The sequence below is a fragment of the Streptomyces sp. LN549 genome (assembly GCF_043203805.1).
GTDB lineage: Bacteria > Actinomycetota > Actinomycetes > Streptomycetales > Streptomycetaceae > Streptomyces.
Genome location: NZ_JAZHRI010000002.1, coordinates 3377501 through 3396562 on the forward strand (window position 1 = coordinate 3377501; position 19062 = coordinate 3396562).

At 71.9% G+C, this 19062-nt stretch carries 15 protein-coding genes (1 of these 15 running past the window's edge); 3 read left to right on the forward strand and 12 right to left on the reverse strand.

Features of this window, described 5'->3' with window-relative positions; genetic code table 11:
- Nucleotides 1-738, reverse strand: partial view of a stage II sporulation protein M gene (locus SH922_RS15060; RefSeq protein WP_393058468.1) — the 5' portion only. 270 nt of this gene lie to the left of the window's left edge; 738 of the gene's 1008 nt are visible here — the first part of the coding sequence; the start codon lies at nt 736-738; its stop codon lies off the left edge, out of view.
- Between the two features lie 119 nt (nt 739-857).
- Here SH922_RS15060 and SH922_RS15065 point away from each other — a divergent pair, with 119 nt between their 5' ends.
- Nucleotides 858-1829: an RDD family protein gene (locus tag SH922_RS15065; protein ID WP_393058469.1), complete on the forward strand. Its 972-nt coding sequence runs from the start codon at nt 858-860 to the stop codon at nt 1827-1829.
- On the opposite strand, the gene SH922_RS15070 is transcribed toward SH922_RS15065, so the two are convergent.
- The 8 genes from SH922_RS15070 to SH922_RS15105 form a co-directional block, all read right to left on the reverse strand.
- Nucleotides 1826-2437 (reverse strand): hypothetical protein, encoded by a 612-nt coding sequence (locus tag SH922_RS15070; protein WP_393058470.1) that lies wholly within the window; start codon nt 2435-2437, stop codon nt 1826-1828. The two genes, SH922_RS15065 and SH922_RS15070, sit on opposite strands and share 4 nt — an antisense overlap.
- Before the next feature lie 215 nt (nt 2438-2652).
- Nucleotides 2653-4110, reverse strand: a complete 1458-nt coding sequence (gene ahcY, locus SH922_RS15075) for an adenosylhomocysteinase (RefSeq protein ID WP_393058471.1) — start codon at nt 4108-4110, stop codon at nt 2653-2655.
- A gap of 251 nt (nt 4111-4361) precedes the next feature.
- Nucleotides 4362-5396 (reverse strand): cation diffusion facilitator family transporter, encoded by a 1035-nt coding sequence (locus SH922_RS15080; protein WP_393058472.1) that lies wholly within the window; start codon nt 5394-5396, stop codon nt 4362-4364.
- A gap of 88 nt (nt 5397-5484) precedes the next feature.
- Nucleotides 5485-6687 carry a mannose-6-phosphate isomerase, class I gene (gene manA, locus SH922_RS15085; protein WP_393058473.1) on the reverse strand — a complete coding sequence of 401 codons (1203 nt, stop codon included), beginning with the start codon at nt 6685-6687 and terminating at the stop codon, nt 5485-5487.
- 136 nt (nt 6688-6823) lie between these two features.
- A complete protein-coding gene (locus tag SH922_RS15090; protein WP_393058474.1) occupies nt 6824-7960 on the reverse strand; it encodes an SIS domain-containing protein in 1137 nt (378 codons plus the stop codon).
- A 51-nt stretch (nt 7961-8011) separates the two neighbouring features.
- Entirely contained in the window at nt 8012-8194 is a 183-nt protein-coding gene (locus SH922_RS15095; protein ID WP_030927015.1) for a Trm112 family protein, read from the reverse strand.
- Nucleotides 8195-9039: 845 nt separating this feature from the next.
- Nucleotides 9040-10416 carry a phosphomannomutase/phosphoglucomutase gene (locus SH922_RS15100; RefSeq protein WP_393058475.1) on the reverse strand — a complete coding sequence of 459 codons (1377 nt, stop codon included), beginning with the start codon at nt 10414-10416 and terminating at the stop codon, nt 9040-9042.
- An 84-nt stretch (nt 10417-10500) separates the two neighbouring features.
- Nucleotides 10501-10878 (reverse strand): DUF3499 domain-containing protein, encoded by a 378-nt coding sequence (locus SH922_RS15105; protein ID WP_393058476.1) that lies wholly within the window; start codon nt 10876-10878, stop codon nt 10501-10503.
- A gap of 344 nt (nt 10879-11222) precedes the next feature.
- Here SH922_RS15105 and SH922_RS15110 point away from each other — a divergent pair, with 344 nt between their 5' ends.
- On the forward strand, nt 11223-11651 hold the full coding sequence (locus tag SH922_RS15110) for a metallopeptidase family protein (RefSeq protein ID WP_362553231.1): 429 nt from the start codon (nt 11223-11225) through the stop codon (nt 11649-11651).
- Between the two features lie 68 nt (nt 11652-11719).
- Here the strand turns inward: SH922_RS15110 and SH922_RS15115 are convergent, their stop codons facing one another.
- The 3 genes from SH922_RS15115 to SH922_RS15125 all read right to left on the reverse strand — a co-directional run bounded on the left by SH922_RS15115 (nt 11720) and on the right by SH922_RS15125 (nt 17781).
- On the reverse strand, nt 11720-13249 hold the full coding sequence (locus SH922_RS15115) for a DUF5719 family protein (RefSeq protein ID WP_393058477.1): 1530 nt from the start codon (nt 13247-13249) through the stop codon (nt 11720-11722).
- Nucleotides 13246-17142, reverse strand: coding sequence for a glycosyltransferase (locus SH922_RS15120; protein ID WP_393058478.1), 3897 nt, complete (start codon nt 17140-17142; stop codon nt 13246-13248). The genes SH922_RS15115 and SH922_RS15120 overlap by 4 nt, the downstream gene beginning before the upstream one ends.
- 375 nt (nt 17143-17517) lie before the next feature.
- Nucleotides 17518-17781: a WhiB family transcriptional regulator gene (locus tag SH922_RS15125; protein WP_018103995.1), complete on the reverse strand. Its 264-nt coding sequence runs from the start codon at nt 17779-17781 to the stop codon at nt 17518-17520.
- A 706-nt stretch (nt 17782-18487) separates the two neighbouring features.
- Between SH922_RS15125 and SH922_RS15130 the strand changes: the two genes are divergently transcribed.
- Nucleotides 18488-18979 carry a cysteine dioxygenase gene (locus SH922_RS15130; RefSeq protein WP_393058479.1) on the forward strand — a complete coding sequence of 164 codons (492 nt, stop codon included), beginning with the start codon at nt 18488-18490 and terminating at the stop codon, nt 18977-18979.
- The last annotated feature ends 83 nt before the right edge of the window (nt 18980-19062 follow it).

Genomic DNA, 19062 nt, shown 5'->3' on the forward strand with positions numbered 1-19062 from the left:
CGGGCCTGGGTCGATGACCGTCCAGCCCAGGCGGAGGCCTGTGCCGGCCGCCACGAAGACCGCAGTGAGCTCCAGCAGCCCGTGCGGAAGGATCAGGCCGAGGAAGGTGTCGAGCCGGCCCGCCGACGACATCAGCCCGATGCCCACCGCGAGGTTGAGCACGTTGACGAAGAGGATCCAGATCACCGGGACGCAGAGGAACGCGCCCAGCACCAGGCACATGGCGGCGGCCTGAGCGTTGTTCGTCCAGACCTGGGCGGCGAACGAGGCCGCCGGGTGGCTGGAGTAGTACGTCTCGTACTCCCCTCCCGGGCTGGTCAGGCGGCGGAGATCCTCCGGGGCGGCGATGGCCGACTGAACCTCCGGATGGGTGCCGATCCACCAGCCCATCAGCGCGGCCAGGAGCACGGAGAGGACGGCGGTGGGTATCCACCAGTACCTGGAGCGGTAGACCGCCGCGGGAAAGCCCGCCGTGAGGAAGTGCGCGGCGTCGCGCCAGGAGGCGCGGCGGGTGCCGGTCACCGTCGAGCGGGCGCGGGCCACCAGCTGTGTGAGGCGCGCGGTGAGCAGCGGGTCGGGGGCGCTGGACTGGATCAGGGAGAGATGGGTCGCCGTGCGCTGGTAGAGGTCGACCAGCTCGTCGGCTTCCGCGCCCGTGAGCCTGCGCCCGCGGTGCAGGAGGTGGTCCAGACGGTCCCACTCGATGCGATGGGCGTTGACGAAGACGTCGAGGTCCATGGGCGGCTGCTGCTCCTGGCATGGGTGTGTACGGGTGCGTACAACTGCGGCGCGTTGCGGGTCAGCTTGGCAGACTGTGGCCCCGAGGGGCAGGGATGGTCGGCGAAGGGTGGGCGGCGATGAGTGAGCTCGTGACCGGGGACGCGGTCGTGCTGGGGTTGAGGACGGCGAAATTGCCGAGCCGGGCACTGGCTCTGGTCATCGATCTGGTGGCGGTCGGGACCGTGTTCGTGCTGGTGTCGATCGGGGTGGCCATCGCGACGGCCACGCTCGACGACGCAGCGGTGGCCGCGGTGACCGTCGCGACCTTCCTGCTTGTTCTGGTGGGAGCGCCCATCGCGGTGGAGACGTTCAGCCACGGCCGTTCGCTCGGGAAGCTCGCGTGCGGGCTTCGGGTGGTGCGGGACGACGGGGGTCCCATCCGGTTCCGGCATGCGCTGGTGCGCGGGGCGATGGGCGTGGTGGAGATCCTCGCGACGCTTGGCGTGGTCGCCTCCGTCGCGTCGCTGGTCTCGGCGCGCGGGCGGCGGCTCGGGGATGTCTTCGCGGGGACGCTCGTCATACGGGAGCGGGTTCCCGCGGGCAGGGCGGCCGCCGTGCCGCCTCCGCCGCCCTGGCTGGTCGGACGGTTCGCCGGACTGGATCTGTCGGCGGTCCCTGACGATCTGTGGCTTGCGGTGCGGCAGTACCTGACGCGGATGCACCAGCTGGATGCCGCCGTGGGACGGGTCATGGCGGAGCGGCTGGCCGGTGAACTCGCCGCGCGGACCGGGGTTCCGGCGCCGGCGGGTGTGCCCGCCGCAGCGTTCCTGGCCGCCGTGGTGAACGAACGGCAGGCGCGGGATGCGCGCCTGCCGTTCGCCGCAGCCCCTGGAACTGTCGGCGGTCCTGTCATTGCGAGGCCGCAGACCTGGACGGCGGACGCCACCGGCGTATCCGGCACGGTCGGTGCGGGTGCGGACGTGCCGTGGGGCTCCAACCGCGCTGCGGCCCCCGTGACTCACCCCGCTGCCGGGCCGGACAGTGCGGCAGCGGCTCCCGGGGTGGATCCGGGGCGGCCCTCCACTACCGGATTCGCGCCGCCCGCCTAGCGGTCCGAGGGCGGGGACTCCAGCTCTTCGAGCTCGATACCGGGGGCCGAGAGGACCACGTCGCCGGCGATGTGGACGGTGTGCTGCTCACCGGTGTCCAGGGCGCTGACCTGGTACGCGTCCACGGTCAGCAGGCCGTTGTCAGTGGGGTGCGCTTCACTGTTCACCAGGGCCCAGGACTGGTCGACGGTACGGGGGGCGAGCACCGGGTCCGTGAAGGTGACGATACGGAGTCGGGTCGGCGGGGAGGCGGGGGTGAGGCGCAGCAGGCGTGCGGTGGCGATGAGGAATGCGGGGGACGTGCCGCTGAAGGCGTGCGCGCGGACATTGCCTTCGGTGGCGTGGGCGCCGGTCGGGTCGGTGCGTACCCAGGTGACGCCTTCGAGGGCGGCGCCACGGACCTGCCAGCTCGCGGCATGGAGTTCGAGACGGATGGGGCGGCCGAGCTCGTCGAGAGTGAGGTCCACGGATCCGAGGTGATCGCCGGACGGGGCGGTCGTCTGGGAGACGTAGCGCCAGCCGGACGGGCCTGGTGCGCAGTGGAAGTGTTCTTCACCGAGGGGGGTGTGGTCGTGGAGATCGTGGAGCGAATATCGGCCGCGTGGCATGGGGTCCTTCGGGTTCCTCGGGCTGTGCGGGTGCGGTACGGCGCAGGCCCCCGACACGGGGGTGCGGGGGCCTGCGTTCGTAGCTGCTGCTGAGTCACCGGAGCTGCTGACGCGTGTGCGTCCGCAGGCACTGCGGGGTCTGCCGGTGGCCGGTCGTCACTGACCGGTGGTGGAGTGACCGGTCACCGGCGGACCGTCGCGAGTGGTGACGGGGCTCAGTAGCGGTAGTGGTCGGACTTGTACGGGCCGTCGACCTCGACGCCGATGTAGGCGGCCTGCTCGGGGCGGAGCGTCGTGAGCTTCACGCCGAGTGCGTCGAGGTGGAGGCGGGCGACCTTCTCGTCGAGGTGCTTGGGCAGCACGTAGACGTCGGTCGGGTACTCCTCCGGCTTCGTGAACAGCTCGATCTGGGCCAGGGTCTGGTCCGCGAACGAGTTGGACATCACGAAGGACGGGTGACCCGTCGCGTTGCCCAGGTTCAGCAGGCGGCCCTCGGACAGCACGATGAGGACCTTGCCGTCGGCGAATGTCCAGGTGTGGACCTGCGGCTTGACCTCGTCCTTGACGATTCCGTCGATCTTGGCCAGGCCGGCCATGTCGATCTCGTTGTCGAAGTGGCCGATGTTCCCGACGATCGCCTGGTGCTTCATCCTGGCCATGTCGGCGGCCATGATGATGTCCTTGTTGCCCGTCGTGGTGACGAAGATGTCGGCCTGCTCGACGACGTCGTCGAGGGTGGCGACCTGGTATCCGTCCATCGCCGCCTGCAGCGCGCAGATCGGGTCGATCTCCGTGATGATCACCCGTGCGCCCTGACCGCGCAGCGACTCCGCGCAGCCCTTGCCCACGTCGCCGTAGCCGCAGACGACGGCGGTCTTGCCGCCGATCAGGACGTCGGTGGCACGGTTGATGCCGTCGATCAGCGAGTGGCGGCAGCCGTACTTGTTGTCGAACTTCGACTTGGTGACCGCGTCGTTGACGTTGATCGCCGGGAACAGGAGGGTGCCGTCGCGGTGCATCTCGTAAAGCCGGTGCACACCGGTCGTGGTCTCCTCCGTGACACCACGGATCTCCGAGGCCAGCTGCGTCCACTTCTGCGGGGACTCACCGAGGGTGCGGTTCAGCAGGGTGAGGATGTACGCGTACTCCTCGCTGTCCGCCGTCGACGGATCCGGAGCCGCGCCCGCCTTCTCGAACTCCACGCCCTTGTGAACGAGGAGAGTGGCGTCGCCACCGTCGTCGAGAATCATGTTCGGACCACCGGTGGGGGTGTTCGGCCAGGTCAGAGCCTGCTCCGTGCACCACCAGTACTCCTCCAGCGTCTCGCCCTTCCAGGCGAAGACGGGGACGCCCGCGGGGGCCTCCGGGGTTCCGGCGGGGCCGACCGCGATGGCCGCTGCGGCGTGGTCCTGGGTGGAGAAGATGTTGCAGGAGGCCCAGCGGACCTCGGCGCCGAGGGCGACCAGGGTCTCGATCAGCACGGCCGTCTGCACGGTCATGTGCAGCGAGCCGGTGATGCGGGCGCCGGCCAGCGGCTGCGTGGCGGCGTACTCCTTGCGGATCGACATCAGGCCGGGCATCTCGTGCTCGGCGAGGGTGATCTCCTTGCGGCCGAAGGCTGCGAGGGAGAGGTCGGCGACCTTGAAGTCCTGTCGATTGGCGACCGTCGTCATAACGGGCTGCTCCTCGTGATGGGTCGAGGGTGGGTAGGGCGGCTCTGCGGCACGCGGTGGGCACACGAATGCCCGGGCGGCTCGCAGCGCAGTCCGTCGGAGGCCCTCTCTCCCTCGGCCGGTCCGGCGTACGGACCGATCGACCGCCATCAGCAGCGACGTCTGACACTGTCGTCGAATCTACACCGAACGGCCCAGCCGCTCCCAGCCCACCAGGGCCGGCAGCGGCCACAGAGGCCTGTCGGGTGCGGTCAGTGGCCGGATTCCGTGGGGTCGGCCGGGGTGTCGGGGGTGTCGCCGGGGGTGGCGTCGGCCGTCGGTTCGGCCGGTGCTCCGCCCAGCTGCTTGGCCGGGTTGACGCCGGCCGCGGCCGCTGCCGCGTTGTAGATGTCCGGCTCCAAGTAGATGACCCGGGCGATCGGGACCGCCTCGCGGATGCGGGACTCTGCGGCGTTGATGGCGTTGGCGACCTCGGTGGCCGTGTCGTCGTGCTGGACCGCGATCTTGGCGGCTACCAGCAGCTCCTCCGGGCCGAGGTGGAGCGTACGCATATGGATGACGCCGGTGACGGTTTCACCGTCGACGACCGCTGCCTTGATCTTCTCGACCTGGTCGGCGCCGGCGGCCTCGCCGAGCAGCAGGGACTTGGTCTCGGCTGCCAGGACGATCGCGATGACGATCAGCAGGATGCCGATGCAGAGGGTGCCGATGCCGTCCCACACACCGTTGCCGGTGCCGAGGGCCAGGCCGACGCCGGCGAGCGCGAGGACGAGGCCGATGAGCGCGCCCAGGTCCTCGAGCAGCACGACAGGCAGTTCCGGCGCCTTCGCGCGGCGGACGAACTGGGTCCAGGAGAGCGAGCCGCGGGTCTCGTTGGACTCCCTGATCGCCGTACGGAAGGAGAAGCTCTCGGCGATGATCGCGAAGACGAGGACGCCGACCGGCCAGTACCAGGCCTCGATCGCGTGCGGGTGCTTGATCTTCTCGTAGCCCTCGTACACCGCGAACATGCCACCGACCGAGAACAGGACGATGGAGACGAGGAAGGCGTAGATGTAGCGCTCGCGCCCGTACCCGAAGGGGTGCTGGGGGGTGGCCTCGCGCTTGGCCTTCTTGCCGCCGAGCAGCAACAGCCCCTGGTTGCCCGAGTCGGCCAACGAGTGGACGCTCTCCGCGAGCATCGACGACGAGCCACTGAACAGGAACGCCACGAATTTGGCCACTGCGATCGCGAGGTTGGCGGCGAGTGCCGCCACGATCGCCTTGGTTCCGCCTGACGCACTCATGGGTGCCTGGTGTCCCTTCTTCGGTGCTGCGGCTCCGGCGGCCGCGGTACGGCCGGACATTGTTGCAGTCGCTGGTGCGGACGGTACGTCAGGCCACCACAGTGGCACGGAACAAGGTGCCCGAACCGGACACTTCGGCCCTCTCGCCGGCCGGCACGAAGACCGATTCGCCCGGCACGAGGCCGAACTCGCCGGCCTTCGGCGCGCCTGCCGTGCAGAGCAGGATCTGGGGCGTGGCCGCGGTCAGGTCGACCGGGGCGGCGCCTGGCGAGAGGTCGAAGCGGGAGAGCCGGAACTCGTCGACCGGCGTCTCGTACAACTCCTCGCCGGACGGAGAAGCCTCGGGGCGCAGGACCCCCGGTTCGGTCGCCTCGAAGCGGACGACGCGCAGGAGTTCGGGCACGTCGATGTGCTTCGGAGTCAGTCCGCAACGCAGCACGTTGTCCGAGTTCGCCATGATTTCGACGCCCAGTCCGTCGAGGTAGGCGTGCGGAACACCGGCGCCCAGGAACAGGGCCTCTCCGGGCTGGAGTTGTACATAGTTCAGCAGCATGGCCGCGATGACCCCGGCGTCACCGGGGAAGTGGTGGGCGATGCGGGCGTACGGGGCGTAGGAGCCGCCGATCCGTTCGGCGGCGGCCGCCGCGGCCGCGACCGTCTCCGCCATCCCATCCGGGTCCGCGGTGAGGATCGCGGTGAGGACCTCGCGCAGGGCGGCCTCTTCCGGGCGGGCGCGCAGCAGGTCTGCGTACGGCTTGAGGGAGTCGACGCCCAGCCCCTCCATCGCCTCGGCCGCCTCGACGGGCCGGCGGAAGCCGCACAGGCCGTCGAAGGGGGTGAGCGCGCAGATCAGCTCGGGCTTGTGGTTGGCGTCCTTGTACGTGCGGTGGGTGGCGTCGATCGGCACGGACCGGCGCTCCTCGTCCGCGTAGCCCTGCCGGGCCTGGGCGAGGTCCGGGTGGACCTGGAGGGAGAGCGGTGCCCCGGCCGCGAGGAGCTTGAGGAGGAAGGGGAGGCGGGGGCCGAACTTCTCGACGGTGGCCGGGCCGAGTTCGCGGGCCGGGTCGGCGGCGATGACTTCGGTGAGGGCTTGTTCGACGAGTGCCGCCGCGGGGGCGTTCGGGACCTCGGCGGCGGCATCGGTGCGGGTTATCCGGGAAGGGGCTCCGGGATGGGCGCCCATCCACATCTCCGCCTGCGGCTCGCCGGTGGGGGCGACGCCGAGCAGGGTCGGGATGAGAGTGGTGGAGCCCCAGGCGTACGGGCGCACGGTGTTGGAGAGCCGGTCCATGGAATTCGTCCTCGGGCTGTGTGAGATGCGTGCGGTGCGAGATGCGTGTTCTGGGTGGTGCGGGGGGGGTGGTGCGTGAGTCTTCGCGGTCTGTGTGGGCTGGTCGCGGGGGCTGCGCCGGGCCGCGTCGCAGGGGTCAGGCGCGGGCTGACGAGGCCAGGGCCAGGTAGACGGCGGCGAAGTCGGTGACCGCGAGGAGTTCGGCGAGGGCTTCGAGCCTGCTGCCCTCCTCCGGTTCCAGCTCGCTGATCGCCGTGTCGTGGCCCAGGGCCAGCTCGCGGGCCGCGGGAGCTGCGCTCAGGCCGCCGGTGGGCCGGTCGCGGAGCAGGACGACCCGGGCGTGGAGGGGTTCGGACTCCTCGACCCGGTCGCGGAAGAAGTCGTCGGGGTCGGCCCCGGCGGCAAAGGCCCCGGCCAGCAGGGCACCGTGGGCGGGGAGCGCTTCCGGAAGTTCGGCCGCGAGTGCCGGACGGCCGGAGAGCTCGGCCAGGACTGCGGCGAACCTGCGCCCGACCGGGCCCGCGGCGTCACCCTCCGTCCAGACGAGAGGCAGGGTGTCCGCGAGTTCGGCGGCCAGCGTCTTGGCCGGATTGCTGTACGTGGCGATGGCGGGTCCGCAGCGCTCTGCCGTGCGGTCCAGGCGGTCCGCGACGCTCTGCAGCGTCTCCGGGGGCGCGGTGACCAGGCCGACCCTGTCGAGCAGGGCGAGCAGCGGGGTGAACAGGGCCCAGAGTGTGCCCGGGCCCGCCGCCGACGTCTCCGCGTCGTACTCGCCGTGCGGGGCGGAGGCCATCGGCACGACGAGGCCGTGCACGCCGTCGACCGCCTCGCGCAGCGGGGACTGCCGGGGGGCGACGGCCACGACGGTGCAGCCGCGGCGGTACGCCTGCTCGGCGAGGAGGGCGAGGCCCGGTTCGGACCCGTCCGCCGTGACGATGAGGAGCAGGTCGACGGAGCCGGCCCAGCCGGGCAGCGTCCATCGCATCGCGCCTGCGGCGGGGGCGACGCCGGTCGGGTGGATACGCGTGACCGGGGCGGAGGCCCCGGCCAGGGCCGCGATCAGGTCGGCGACGCCGGATGCGGCGGTGCCGGAGCCTGCGACCAGAACGGCGCGCGGGCGGCCCTCCGGGTTCAGCTCGGTGATCCCGGCCTCCGTCGCGTGGCGGGCGGCGGTACGGACCCGGGCCCCGGCCTCGGCGGCGCTGCGGAGCAGACCGCGGCGGTCGGCTCGGGCCAGGGCTTCCGGGGCGTCGAGCAACGACTCGTCGAGCATGGGGACGGTCCTCCGATCACGTGCCGATCACCGTGCGGGGTGGGGCCGGGTTTACGCGGGGCGGCGGGCCTCGTCGACGAGGAGGACGGGGATGCCGTCCCGTACGGGGTAGGCCAGGCCGCAGTCCGTGCCGGTGCAGACCAGTTCGGGGCTGTCGGCCGCCGACCGGTCGTCGAGGGGGGAGTGACAGGCCGGGCAGGCCAGGATCTCCAGGAGGCCGGCTTCGAGCGGCATGGAATGGGTCCCTTCGGGAGGGCAGGCGGGCGGGTGCGGTGTGAGTGGTGCGTGTTCCGGCTTTGCAGTTGATCTTGTTCGTGCTTCGCGCTTCGTGACTTGCGCTTCGTGCCTCGTGCCTCGTGGATCGGGCGAGGTCAGCCTACCGCTGGGGTGGCGGGGGCGCGGCCTGGCCCGGCCGGGTGGGCGGTGCGGGTGGCGGGGGCGGCGGAAGTCGCGGTGCGGTGTGTCGGGTGGGTGGGGTCGGGTGGGGTGCGCCTGCGGCGGGCCTTCCCCTACCCGCCCCTTCCCGTAACCGGGGCTCCGCCCCGGACCTCGCTCCTCAAACGCCGGAGGGGCTTGAGGGGGGCGGAGGGGCTGGTAGGGCATGAAGGCTAGAGGGGCCGGAGAGGCCCGGGGGTGGAATGGTTCAGAGGGCCGGAGGACCAGAGGCGGCAGCCCGGCCGAGCAGCCGAGCGGCCGAGCGGCCAGAGGCAGCAGACCGGCCGAGCGGCCGAGCGGCCAGAACTGCCGAGGGACCAGAGGAAGTGGAGCGCAAGGCCGCGGAGCGCAGGCGTGGTAGAGCGCAAGGCCGCGGAGCGCAGCGTGGTGGAGCGCAAGGGCCGCGGAGCGCAGCGTGGTGGAGCGCAGGGGCCGCGGAGCGCAGCCCGACCCTGAGCACCGGACAGCGCAGCACAGGCGGCCCTGAGTACCGGACCACGCAACGCAGGCGGCCCTGAGCACCGGACAGCGCAGCGCAGAGCCGCATAACAGCACAGAGCTGCCGAGCGCAGAAAAGGTGGACCGCAGAGCCGCGGAACGGCCGGGAGGGCGGAAGGGCACAGCTGTGCCCCGGAGGCGCTGGATCAGGCGGTCGGTGTGCGGCGGATCAGGGCCAGGACCTCGTCGCGTACCGCCGTCATCGTCTTGTCGTCGCCGGCCTCGACGTTCAGGCGCAGCAAGGGTTCCGTGTTGGAGGGGCGGAGGTTGAACCACCAGTCCGGGGACGTGACCGTGAGGCCGTCCAGGTCGTCGGTGGTCACGTTCTCGCGGGCGGCGAACGCTGCCCGTACGTCTGCGGTGCGGGCCTGCTGGTCGTCGACCGTGGAGTTGATCTCGCCCGAGTCGGTGTATCGGTCGTACTGGGCCACCAGGGCCGAGAGGGGTTCCTCCTGGCCTCCGAGGGCGGCCAGGACATGGAGGGCGGCGAGCATGCCCGTATCGGCGTTCCAGAAGTCGCGGAAGTAGTAGTGGGCGGAGTGCTCGCCGCCGAAGATCGCGCCGTGTGCGGCCATCTCCGCCTTGATGAAGGAATGACCGACCCGCGTACGGACCGGGGTGCCGCCGTGTTCGCGTACGACCTCCGGGACCGAGAGGGAGGAGATCAGGTTGTGGATGACCGTGCCCCGGCCACCGTTGCGGGCCAGTTCCCGGGCCGCGACCAGGGCGGTGATCGCCGACGGGGAGACGCCGGCGCCCCGCTCGTCCACGACGAAGCAGCGGTCCGCGTCGCCGTCGAAGGCCAGACCGAGATCGGCGCCCTCGGCCACGACCCTGGCCTGGAGGTCGACGATGTTCTTCGGGTCGAGCGGATTGGCCTCGTGGTTCGGGAACCTGCCGTCCAGCTCGAAGTACATCGGTACGAGTTCCAGCGGCAGGCCCGCGAAGACCGTCGGGACCGTGTGACCGCCCATGCCGTTGCCCGCGTCCACGACCACCTTCAGGGGGCGGATCGTCGACAGGTCGACCAGGGACAGCAGGTGGGCGGCGTAGTCGCTGAGCGTGTCGCGTTCGGTGACCGTGCCGGGGGTGGCGGCCGGCTGCGGTGCGCCGGTCTCCGACCACTTCTCGACCAGGGTGCGGATCTCGGCGAGGCCGGTGTCCTGACCCACCGGGGCCGCGCCGGCCCGGCACATCTTGATGCCGTTGTACTGCGCCGGATTGTGCGACGCCGTGAACATCGCGCCCGGCAGGTCCAGTGACCCCGACGCGTAGTACAGCTGGTCGGTCGAACAGAGACCGATCAGGGTGACGTCGGCTCCGCGGGCCGCCGCACCCCGGGCGAAGGCTCCCGACAGGGTGGGTGACGTCGGACGCATGTCGTGACCGATCACGATCGCGTCCGCGGACGTCACCTCGACGAACGCCGCCCCGAACAGCTCGGCCAGCGCCTCGTCCCACTGGTCGGGCACGACACCGCGCACGTCGTACGCCTTCACGAGCTGCGACAGATCTGCGGTCACGGGCCGGGCCTCCTGAGGTCTCTTCGGACCGCCAAACTACCCGGCGCCCGAGAACGCCTCATGCTCCGGGGAGGCGGTCCCGGCTCAGGAGTCGGGCGAGCGCAGCACGCGGAGGTGGCCCCTGCGGCCGACCTCCATCGGATCCGCGGTGCGCGGACCGCCGCCCCTGGGACCGTCGCCGCGGTCCTGCGGACGCGCTGCTTCCCGTACGGCGTTGGCCAGCGCTTCGAGATCGTCACCGCTGGGCCGGGTGGGGGCGGAAGGGTCGGAGAGCCGCACGACCTCCCAGCCGCGGGGCGCGGTCAGGCGCTCACTGTGCTCGGCACAGAGGTCGTAGCAATGGGGCTCGGCATAGGTGGCGAGCGGGCCGAGGACCGCAGTCGAGTCGGCATAGACGTACGTCAGTGTCGCGACGGCAGGGCGGCCGCACGCAGTGCGCGAACATCGACGTACAGGGCTCACGATGTTGGACGGTACCGCACTCTTGAGCGGGCTGCGACGACTCTCCCCCGGCTCACCCCACCGTGTCGCCCTGTGAGCTCGGGCACAGGCTCTTGCCGGGCAACTCGCCTGACCTGCACGGGAGGAGAGGGGCGCAGGTCCTGACCGCGACGATTCCGGTCATCACCCGGCACAAAAGCTGTCACGCGACAGGAAAACAGCGATCAGGAGCGGGGCCTGAAACGGGTCATCCCTTGGCCGGATCGTTCAGCAACGGACAGGGCGGCCTTCAGTAACGGACAGGCCGGCTCCCTCCCGGACAGTCACAGGCCCCTCACCCGGCGGAGGGTTACGCTGCGTCAGTGATGGACAGTCCCGTACCGCCCCACCCGTCCGAGCCCCGACCGCGACGCCGAGACCGGCACGGCCGCGGCATGCGTGGCCCCGTCGCCCCTCCCCAGGTGCCTCTGTCGGCCAGCAGAGCGGACAGCTTCCGCGATCTGGTGCAGGACTCGGTGGAGCGGCTGGAGCGGCGCTGGCCGCAGCTGGCCGAGGTCGACTTCGTGGTCCTCGACGTACCGGGGACCGTGGAGGAGACCGTTCCGCTGGGGAGCGCGCTGTCCGCCGAGAAGGAGCGGCCCGCGCAGATCGTCATCTACCGGCGCCCCGTCGAGATCCGTACCAAGAATCGTGACGAGCGTGCGCTGCTGGTGCACGAGGTCGTGGTCGAGCAGGTCGCTGAGCTGCTCGGGCTCTCGCCGGAGTCGGTCGATCCGCGGTACGGGCAGGAGTAGCCCCCGCATAACGGCGGGGGCGGCCCGGTTTCGCGGCCCGCCCCACGCAGTTCGCTCGTCGCGGCCCCTCAGTCGTCCAGGACCGACAGGTCCTGTTGGGCGGCCGGTACCTCGACCGTTCCCCGGTCGTCCGGCAGCGTCTGCACCGTGAACATCGGGATGCCGTCCATCGGGACCGTGAGCGTGCGGGCGGCGTGGACCGGGCCGCCCGACTGCGTCTCGACGGTCAGCGCGTACGTGCCCTTGAGTCCTGCCGGTACGGGCGGGGTGACCGCGACGGTCGTACCGGCGGCGACCTCGTACGTCTTGCTGACCGGTGTGCCGCCCTTGCTGCCCGCGGACGCCGTGACCTTCACGGTGCCGGCGGCGCCGGGGGCGGTGAGTGAGAGGACCGAACCCTTCGCCCGGTTGTCGGCGGCGGTCGCCTGCGCGCCCACCGGGCCGGTCGCCGGAATGTAGCCGACCTCCTGGTTGTCGCCCTTGCCACGGACCACCCGCAGTGCGGCCACCACCGGGGTGGCCTTGCCGTCCTCGGCGGGGCTCAGGACCAGGGAGCCCGCCTCGCCCCTGGTCAGGTCCTTCAGGTCGACTCCGGCGGTCATCTGCGACTTGACGTGAAGTTCCTCGTGGCCCGCCGGTGAGATCGCACCCGTCTTGCCGAGCAGCATGATCTTGAGGTCGGCGTCGTCCTCGCCGGGGGCGAAGGCCACGAGCCGCACCGAGGTCGCGTCCGCCGGGATGCCGGGCAGGACGAGGGTGCCCGCCGGCTCGGTGGAGGCGGCGAGCCAGTCGCTGCCGGTCTTGCTGTCCGCGGACCTCACGACCGCGCCGACGCGGCCGGTCCTGGCGGTGACGTGGACGGTCACGTCGTCTGCGGCCTTGCTGGTCAGCGTCGAGATGAGGACGCGGACACCGGACCGGGCGGGCACCGTGATGCCTTCGCCCACGTCGGACTTGAGCGTGCCGTCGGGGCCGTACAGCTCGATGTCGGCGAGGGCGGCGGTGTCGTCCGGATTGGTGAGGTGGACGTAGTCCTCGCGGGACTTCGCCGTGCTCGCGGCCGGGAACCAGAAGTCGGTGTCGGGTGCGGTACAGCTGACCCCGAGCAGGCCTCGGGAGTCGCCCGCCTCGACGGTGGTGGTCTGCTGGGCGGTCCAGCCGGGGGCCAGCCGGCCGGTGGCGGTGCCGACGAGTGCGGGGGCCTCCGCGCCGGACACCTCGGCGGTGGCCGGCTTGCCGGACTCCTTGAGGAGAACGACCGGCTTGTCCGGGTCCGCCTTCTTGGTCTTCTTGTTCTTGCTCTTCCCGGAGTCCTTCTCGTCGTCCTTCGCGGCCGTGGACGACAGGAGTTCGGCCGTACCGGCCGGTTCCGCCGCGGCACCGCTCTTCGCGGCCGGGGTGAAGGAGGTGTACTGCGTCTCCGCGAGGTCGGACAGGCCGGGGGCCGGGCAGAGCAGGCTGGAGCGCTCCACGGGCAGCCGTACGGCCGGCTTCGCCGTCGTCGTGCCCCCGTCGTCCGGCGCGGTGACCGCGGCGAATCCGGTGACGGCTGCGAGGGCGACGGCCCCGGCGATGAGGGACAGGCTGGTGGACTTCACTCGGACTCGCCTCGCGATGCGTTACCGGTCGGCCACGGGTTCTGGCCCGGGGCGGGGTTCCCGTCGGGGTTCTCGTCGGGGTTCTGCGGGTCGTACGCGCCCTGGTCGCCGTACGCCTGGGTGCCGTACTGGTCCGCGCCGTACTGGCCGGTGGTGTCGTACTGGCCGGGTTCGTACGGGGCGTTGCCGTACTGGGCGTTGGGGTCGTACGCCCCGCTGTTGTCCTGCTGGGCGTTGGGGTACTGGCCCTGGGTGTACGGGGCGTACTCGCCCTGCGGCTGCTGATAGCCGTACGGGTCGTAGCCGGCGGCCCCGTCGGGCTGCTGCTGCGGCGCGGCGCCGTACTGGCCCTCCTGGTACTGGCCCTCCTGGTACTGCGGGTAGCCGGCGCCCTGGTACTGCTGGGCGTCCCAGTCCCCGTACTGCTGCTCGGGCACCGCCGCGTACTCGCCGGTGTCGCCGTCGGCCTGCTGGGGGACGAAGACGCCCTGGCCGTCGTCGGCGCCGGGCGGCTCCGACGCTGTGGCCTGCGGACCGCTCTGCTGGGCGGGGATGTGCTCCGCCCGCTCCCCCGCTTCGGCGGACGCGCCTGCGTCGAAGGCCTCGCCGTCGTCGCCCTCGCCCTCCGCCAGCGCGGCCGCACGCAGCCTGCGGGCCCGGCGCCCCTCGCCGGCGACCGGCTCGGCGGGGACCGCCACATCCTCCTCGGGCAGGTCGTCGTCGATCTCCCGCCGGCGGCCCGGCAGGGCCAGCACCAGCAGGACCACGGTGAGCGCGCCCTGGACCCAGATCCACACGGAGTGCGTGAAGGGCGCCTCGTACGTGAGGTCCAGGGTGCCGCCCTCGGTGGGGAGCTCGAAGCCCTGCGCCCAGCCGTCGACGGTCTTGCGGGTCAGTGCCCGTCCGTCGAGCGTGGCCTGCCATCCGGGGTCGGCGGCGTCGGCGATCCGCAGCACACGGCCCGCCTTGCCCGGCGGGATCTTGGTGTGCGCCTCGACGGACTGGGAACCCACCGGGAGCGGTTCGTCACCGGCGGCCGACGGGACGATCATGATCCGGGCGACCTGGCGGTCCACCCACCAGAGCGCGCTGCCGTCCAGCTGGCTGAGGCGGCGGAGACCGGGGGTCGCGTCGAGGACCCGGCTCATCTGCTTCGGCGCCCCGTCCCGCACGAGCACGTAACGGATCGCGAAGCCGCTGAGCTGGGTGCCCTGGTCGGCGCCGGAGCCCGCGACCAGATTGGCGACGACCTTGTCGAGCTGGCTGTTGCCGCCGCCGGCCGCGGCCAGTTCGGCATCACCAAGCCGTGCGCCGGAGCCGCGGACCAGGGTGTACGAGACGGAGGTGGGCGAGGTGCCGCCGAGCACCAGGGTGCGCGACTGGTCCCGGTTGCTGCTCTCCTCGGCGACGAACGCGGGCACCTGCACCGGGTCGCGGCGCTCCAGGGGCCCCGCGGCGCCGCCGATCATCCAGCCGGCGGCGGCCAGCACGGGGGCCACCCCGGCCGCCAGCGCGATCAGGACCGCGACCGGCTGGCGCCAGCCGAAGCTGAGCTCGGCCACCCGGACCCGGGCACCGTCCGCGCCGACCACTGCGGCGGCGATGAGCGCGGCGCCGTAGACGAGCGTGGCGGGCCCCGCCCAGCCCGAGCCGTTGGCCAGCCCGGCGAAGGCCAGGGCCACCAGAGCGACGGCCCAGGCGCTCCGTACGGCGAACTGCCGCTCCCCGCGCAGCAGCGCGGCCAGTGCCGCGAGCACGATGCCGAGGAGCAGGACGCCGCCGGCCGCCTTGGGCCCGCCGGGGCTGATCCCGAGCAGGTCCAGTGCGGAGGCCGAGCCCGAACCGGTCTCCAGTCCCGCTTCCTTCAGGAAGGAGGAGGGGCTGGACAGGAGCGAGAGCGACCAGGGCGCGAGAACCAGCAGCGGGGTGCCGACCGCGGCGAGGAAGCGGAGACCGTAGGCGGTGATGTCGTTGCGGCGCAGCGCCAGCACACCGATGCCGAGGACCACGGCGAGCGGCCACACGATGGGGGTGAACGCCATCGCCGGCGTGAGCAGCAGGGTGTACGCCCAGGTGGCGCGCCAGCTGCCGCGGCTGTCGCCGCTGCCCCGCATGCCGTGTGCGGACACGGCCGCGCGGGCGATCAGCGGGAGCAGGACGGCGAGGACCGCGGTGCCCAGGCGGCCGGTCGCCAGGGCGCCGGTCGCGGCGGGCAGGAAGGCGTACGCGACGCTCGCCCAGGCCCGCAGCAGCCGCGAGGGGAGCAGCGGGCGGGAGACGAAGTACGCGGTGAGTCCGGCGAGCGGGACCGAGCAGACCAGCAGCAGGGTGAGCGCGAAGCCGGTGGAGCCGAGGAACAGCGCGGACAGCGCGGAGATCACGGCCAGGTAGGGCGGTGCGGTCTGGGTGCCGCCGGTGCCGACGGTGTGCCAGCCGTCCGCGTAGCGGCCCCACAGGTCGGAGACGTCACCGGGCGCGGGCAGCAGGACGCCGCCGGCCAGCGCGCCGCCGCCCAGGAGGCTGCGGCAGGCGACGAGGGAGACCAGGAGCAGGACGGCGAAGAGCACCGGGCCCGGCTTGCGCCCGACGCGCTTCAGCTTGGCGAACTGGTCGATCTCCAGGAAGTCGGCGTCGTCGCCGCCGGGACCGGACTCGACGGCGCCGTGCCGCGAGCCGCCGGACTCGGCCTCCGCGCCGCCGCCGAAGTTCCCGGCGACCTGCTCGACCGTCGCACGGACGGTGGCGCCGGGGGCGGGGAAGAGTCCGCGCAACTCGGCCGGGTCGACGACCCCCTTGCCGCGGCTGCGCCGCGCGCCGAGGATGCGGCCGGGCCTCAGCAGGGTGCCGAGGAGGCCGGTGACCTCGTCGAGCGCCTGGCCCGGCACCTTGCCGACGAGGTAGGCGAGCGTACGCAGCAGCGTGCCGAGCAGGAGCCGGAGCAGCACCCAGGGCAGCCGTTTGCCGGGGGCGTTGACCAGCATGGTGTAGACGGCGCCGGCCTTGTCGACACGGTGCGGGCTGGAGACGGAGCGGCCCGCGCAGTCGATGGGGCGGCGTTCGCGGGCGGACGCCTCGGCGTGCCGCAGGACGGCGTCGGGGGCGACCAGCACCCGGTGTCCGGCCATGTGGGCGCGCCAGCACAGGTCGACGTCGTCACGCATCAGGGGCAGCCTGCGGTCGAAGCCGCCGAGCTCCTCCCAGACGTCCCGGCGGATCAGCATGCCCGCGGTGGAGACGGACAGGACGGTGCGGACCTGGTCGTGCTGGCCCTGGTCCTGCTCGCGCCGGTCGAGGCCGGTCCAGCGGCGCCCGCTGTTGGCGATCGAGACGCCGACTTCGAGGAGTTGGCGGCGGTCGTACCAGCCGCGGAGCTTGGGGCCGACGATCGCGGCGTGCTGGTCGTTGTCGACGACGCGCAGCATCTCGGCGAGGGCGTCGGGTTCGGGGGCGCAGTCGTCGTGGAGCAGCCAGAGCCACTGCACCGGTTCGCCGTGCGGCAGCTCCGGCAGGTCGTAGGCGTCGTCGCGCCAGGACCTGGTGACGGGGTCCCAGCCGCTCGGACGCTTCAGGTACGGCAGGTCGTCCGGGGTGAGGACGCCGGCGGTGCGGCTCGCCTCGTCGACGGCGGTGCCGAAGCTCGTACGCCGCGCGAGGTGCAGGACGCGGTCGGCGCCGAGCGCCTCGGTGACCAGTCGCGCGGAGTCGTCGGCGCTGCCGGTGTCGGCGGCGACGACGTTCTGTACGGGGCGTTCCTGCCCGAGCAGCCCGGCGAGCGCGTCGGGCAGCCAGCGTGCGCCGTCGTGGGAGACGAGCACGGCGGTGACGACGTGCCGGGGGAACTCTGGGGCGGCGGCAGCCGCGTACGGCGCCGTTGCTTGGCTGTGCACGGACATCGAGGTACGGGCCCTCCGGCCGGGTCCGGGGGACGTCCCCCGGGGGCTGCATCGGTGTACACGCGCGCCCTGTCGGGTCGTTGGCGCGTCTCGGACGGGGCCCCACACTAACGGTACGGATAACCGGGGTGGCGCGGAGCGGTTGAACGAGGGCGGCGGCACAGCGGTGGAGGGCGGTCGGTGCCCAGGTCCGGCACGGTGGCGGAAGGGGCCGGAAGCGGGTCCGGGGGTACCTCCGCCGCAGTGCCGGAGGTACGGCGATGGCCCGCCGCCTGCGGGCAGGGTGCAGGCGGCGGGCCATGGACAGCCGGTCCGGGGAGCGGCACGCCCTCGGGGTTCGGCTTCTTGCGCCCGGGGCGTCTCGGAGCGGCCGGGTCAGACCGCGGCCTTCTTCAGGCGCCGTCGCTCACGCTCGGAAAGACCGCCCCAGATACCGAATCGCTCGTCCTTGGAAAGGGCGTACTCAAGGCATTCGGACCGGACTTCACAGGCGAGGCAGACCTTCTTGGCCTCGCGGGTCGATCCGCCCTTCTCGGGGAAGAAGGACTCGGGATCGGTCTGGGCGCACAGTGCGCGCTCCTGCCAGCCGAGTTCCTCGTCCGCGTCCTCGACCAGCAGTTGCTGGAACAGCTCGGTCATGTGCGCCCCTCGTCTGTCTCTTGCGTCCCCGTGATGCGGCCGTTATCGAATCGGCCGAACGACACGAGTGAAATTACAAGTGTGTAACTCCGGGCCAGTCAAGCTCAGATCTGCTATTAGGCCCGGGATTCACTCTGCGGAACCAAGCGTATGCGTAAAGTGTGCAAATCACCAAAAACCTGACATATGCCACGGTCTCGGCGGCGGCTTCACCTGCCACAGGGAAGAACCCCCGGAAGGGCGGACACGTTGCGATGCGATCACCGAAGCGATCAAGATCACAGTCGGGTCACAGGGGCGCGACTGCGTTTGCCACAGCGGTTGTTGCGCCACCTCTCCGGCGCGGGGGCTGCATAAACCTTTCTCCGCATGGAGTAACCGGATGAGGTGAAACATTACCCCCAAATCGGGCATTGGGTTGACATTCGGAGGTTCTCCGGTTCTCCTTGATGTCATGCCAGCGACCTCAGCCATGCGCATCACCCACGTCCGTGGGTTCCGCAGCGCTGTTCAGGCCCGCTGTTGCTGTTCCAGCTGTCTCAGCTGTTGAAGCCCCCGCGCTCCAGCCCGACACAGCTCATCCCGGACCCCCGGACCCTCCCCCACGCGGCTTCCCGCCTCTGCGGTCACCCGGTCCCTCAGGTCCTGCGACACCCCTGCATCCGCACTGCACGACTTGCACCCCTGCCGAGGAACCACCGCACCCATGAACAGCGACAGCGACCTCCAGATCGCCGGAGACCTCCTTGAGGTCCAGCACCTCCTGCGTCCCGCCCGCGAACACCCCGCCACAGTGGCGGAATTCGTCGGGCTCGCCCGCACCATCGCCGCCGACCGCTCCCAGTGGGCCCCGCTCGTCCGGTACGACACCACCACCCGCTGGTACCACCGGCTCCGCACCGGACCCGGCTACGAGGTCTGGCTGCTCAGCTGGATCCCCGGCCAGGGCAGCGGCCTGCACGACCACGGCCCGTCCTCCGGCGTACTGACCGTCCTGGACGGCGAACTGACCGAGCGTACGGAGCGCGGAATGCGGACGCTGAACGCCGGCTCGCAGCGCGTCTTCGCCCCCGGCTACATCCACGAGGTGGTCAACGGCTCCCTCGAACCCGCCGTCAGCCTGCACGTCTACTACCCGGGCCTGACCGACATGCCGATGCACGCCGCGCAGTGCGCCGCGGTGCCCGCCACCGCCTGACGACCCGCGGCCGGTTGCCGGGACGCGCCTGACTTCCCGCCGCCAATCGTCGGGCCCCGCCCGGCAGTCCCACCCGTCACCCG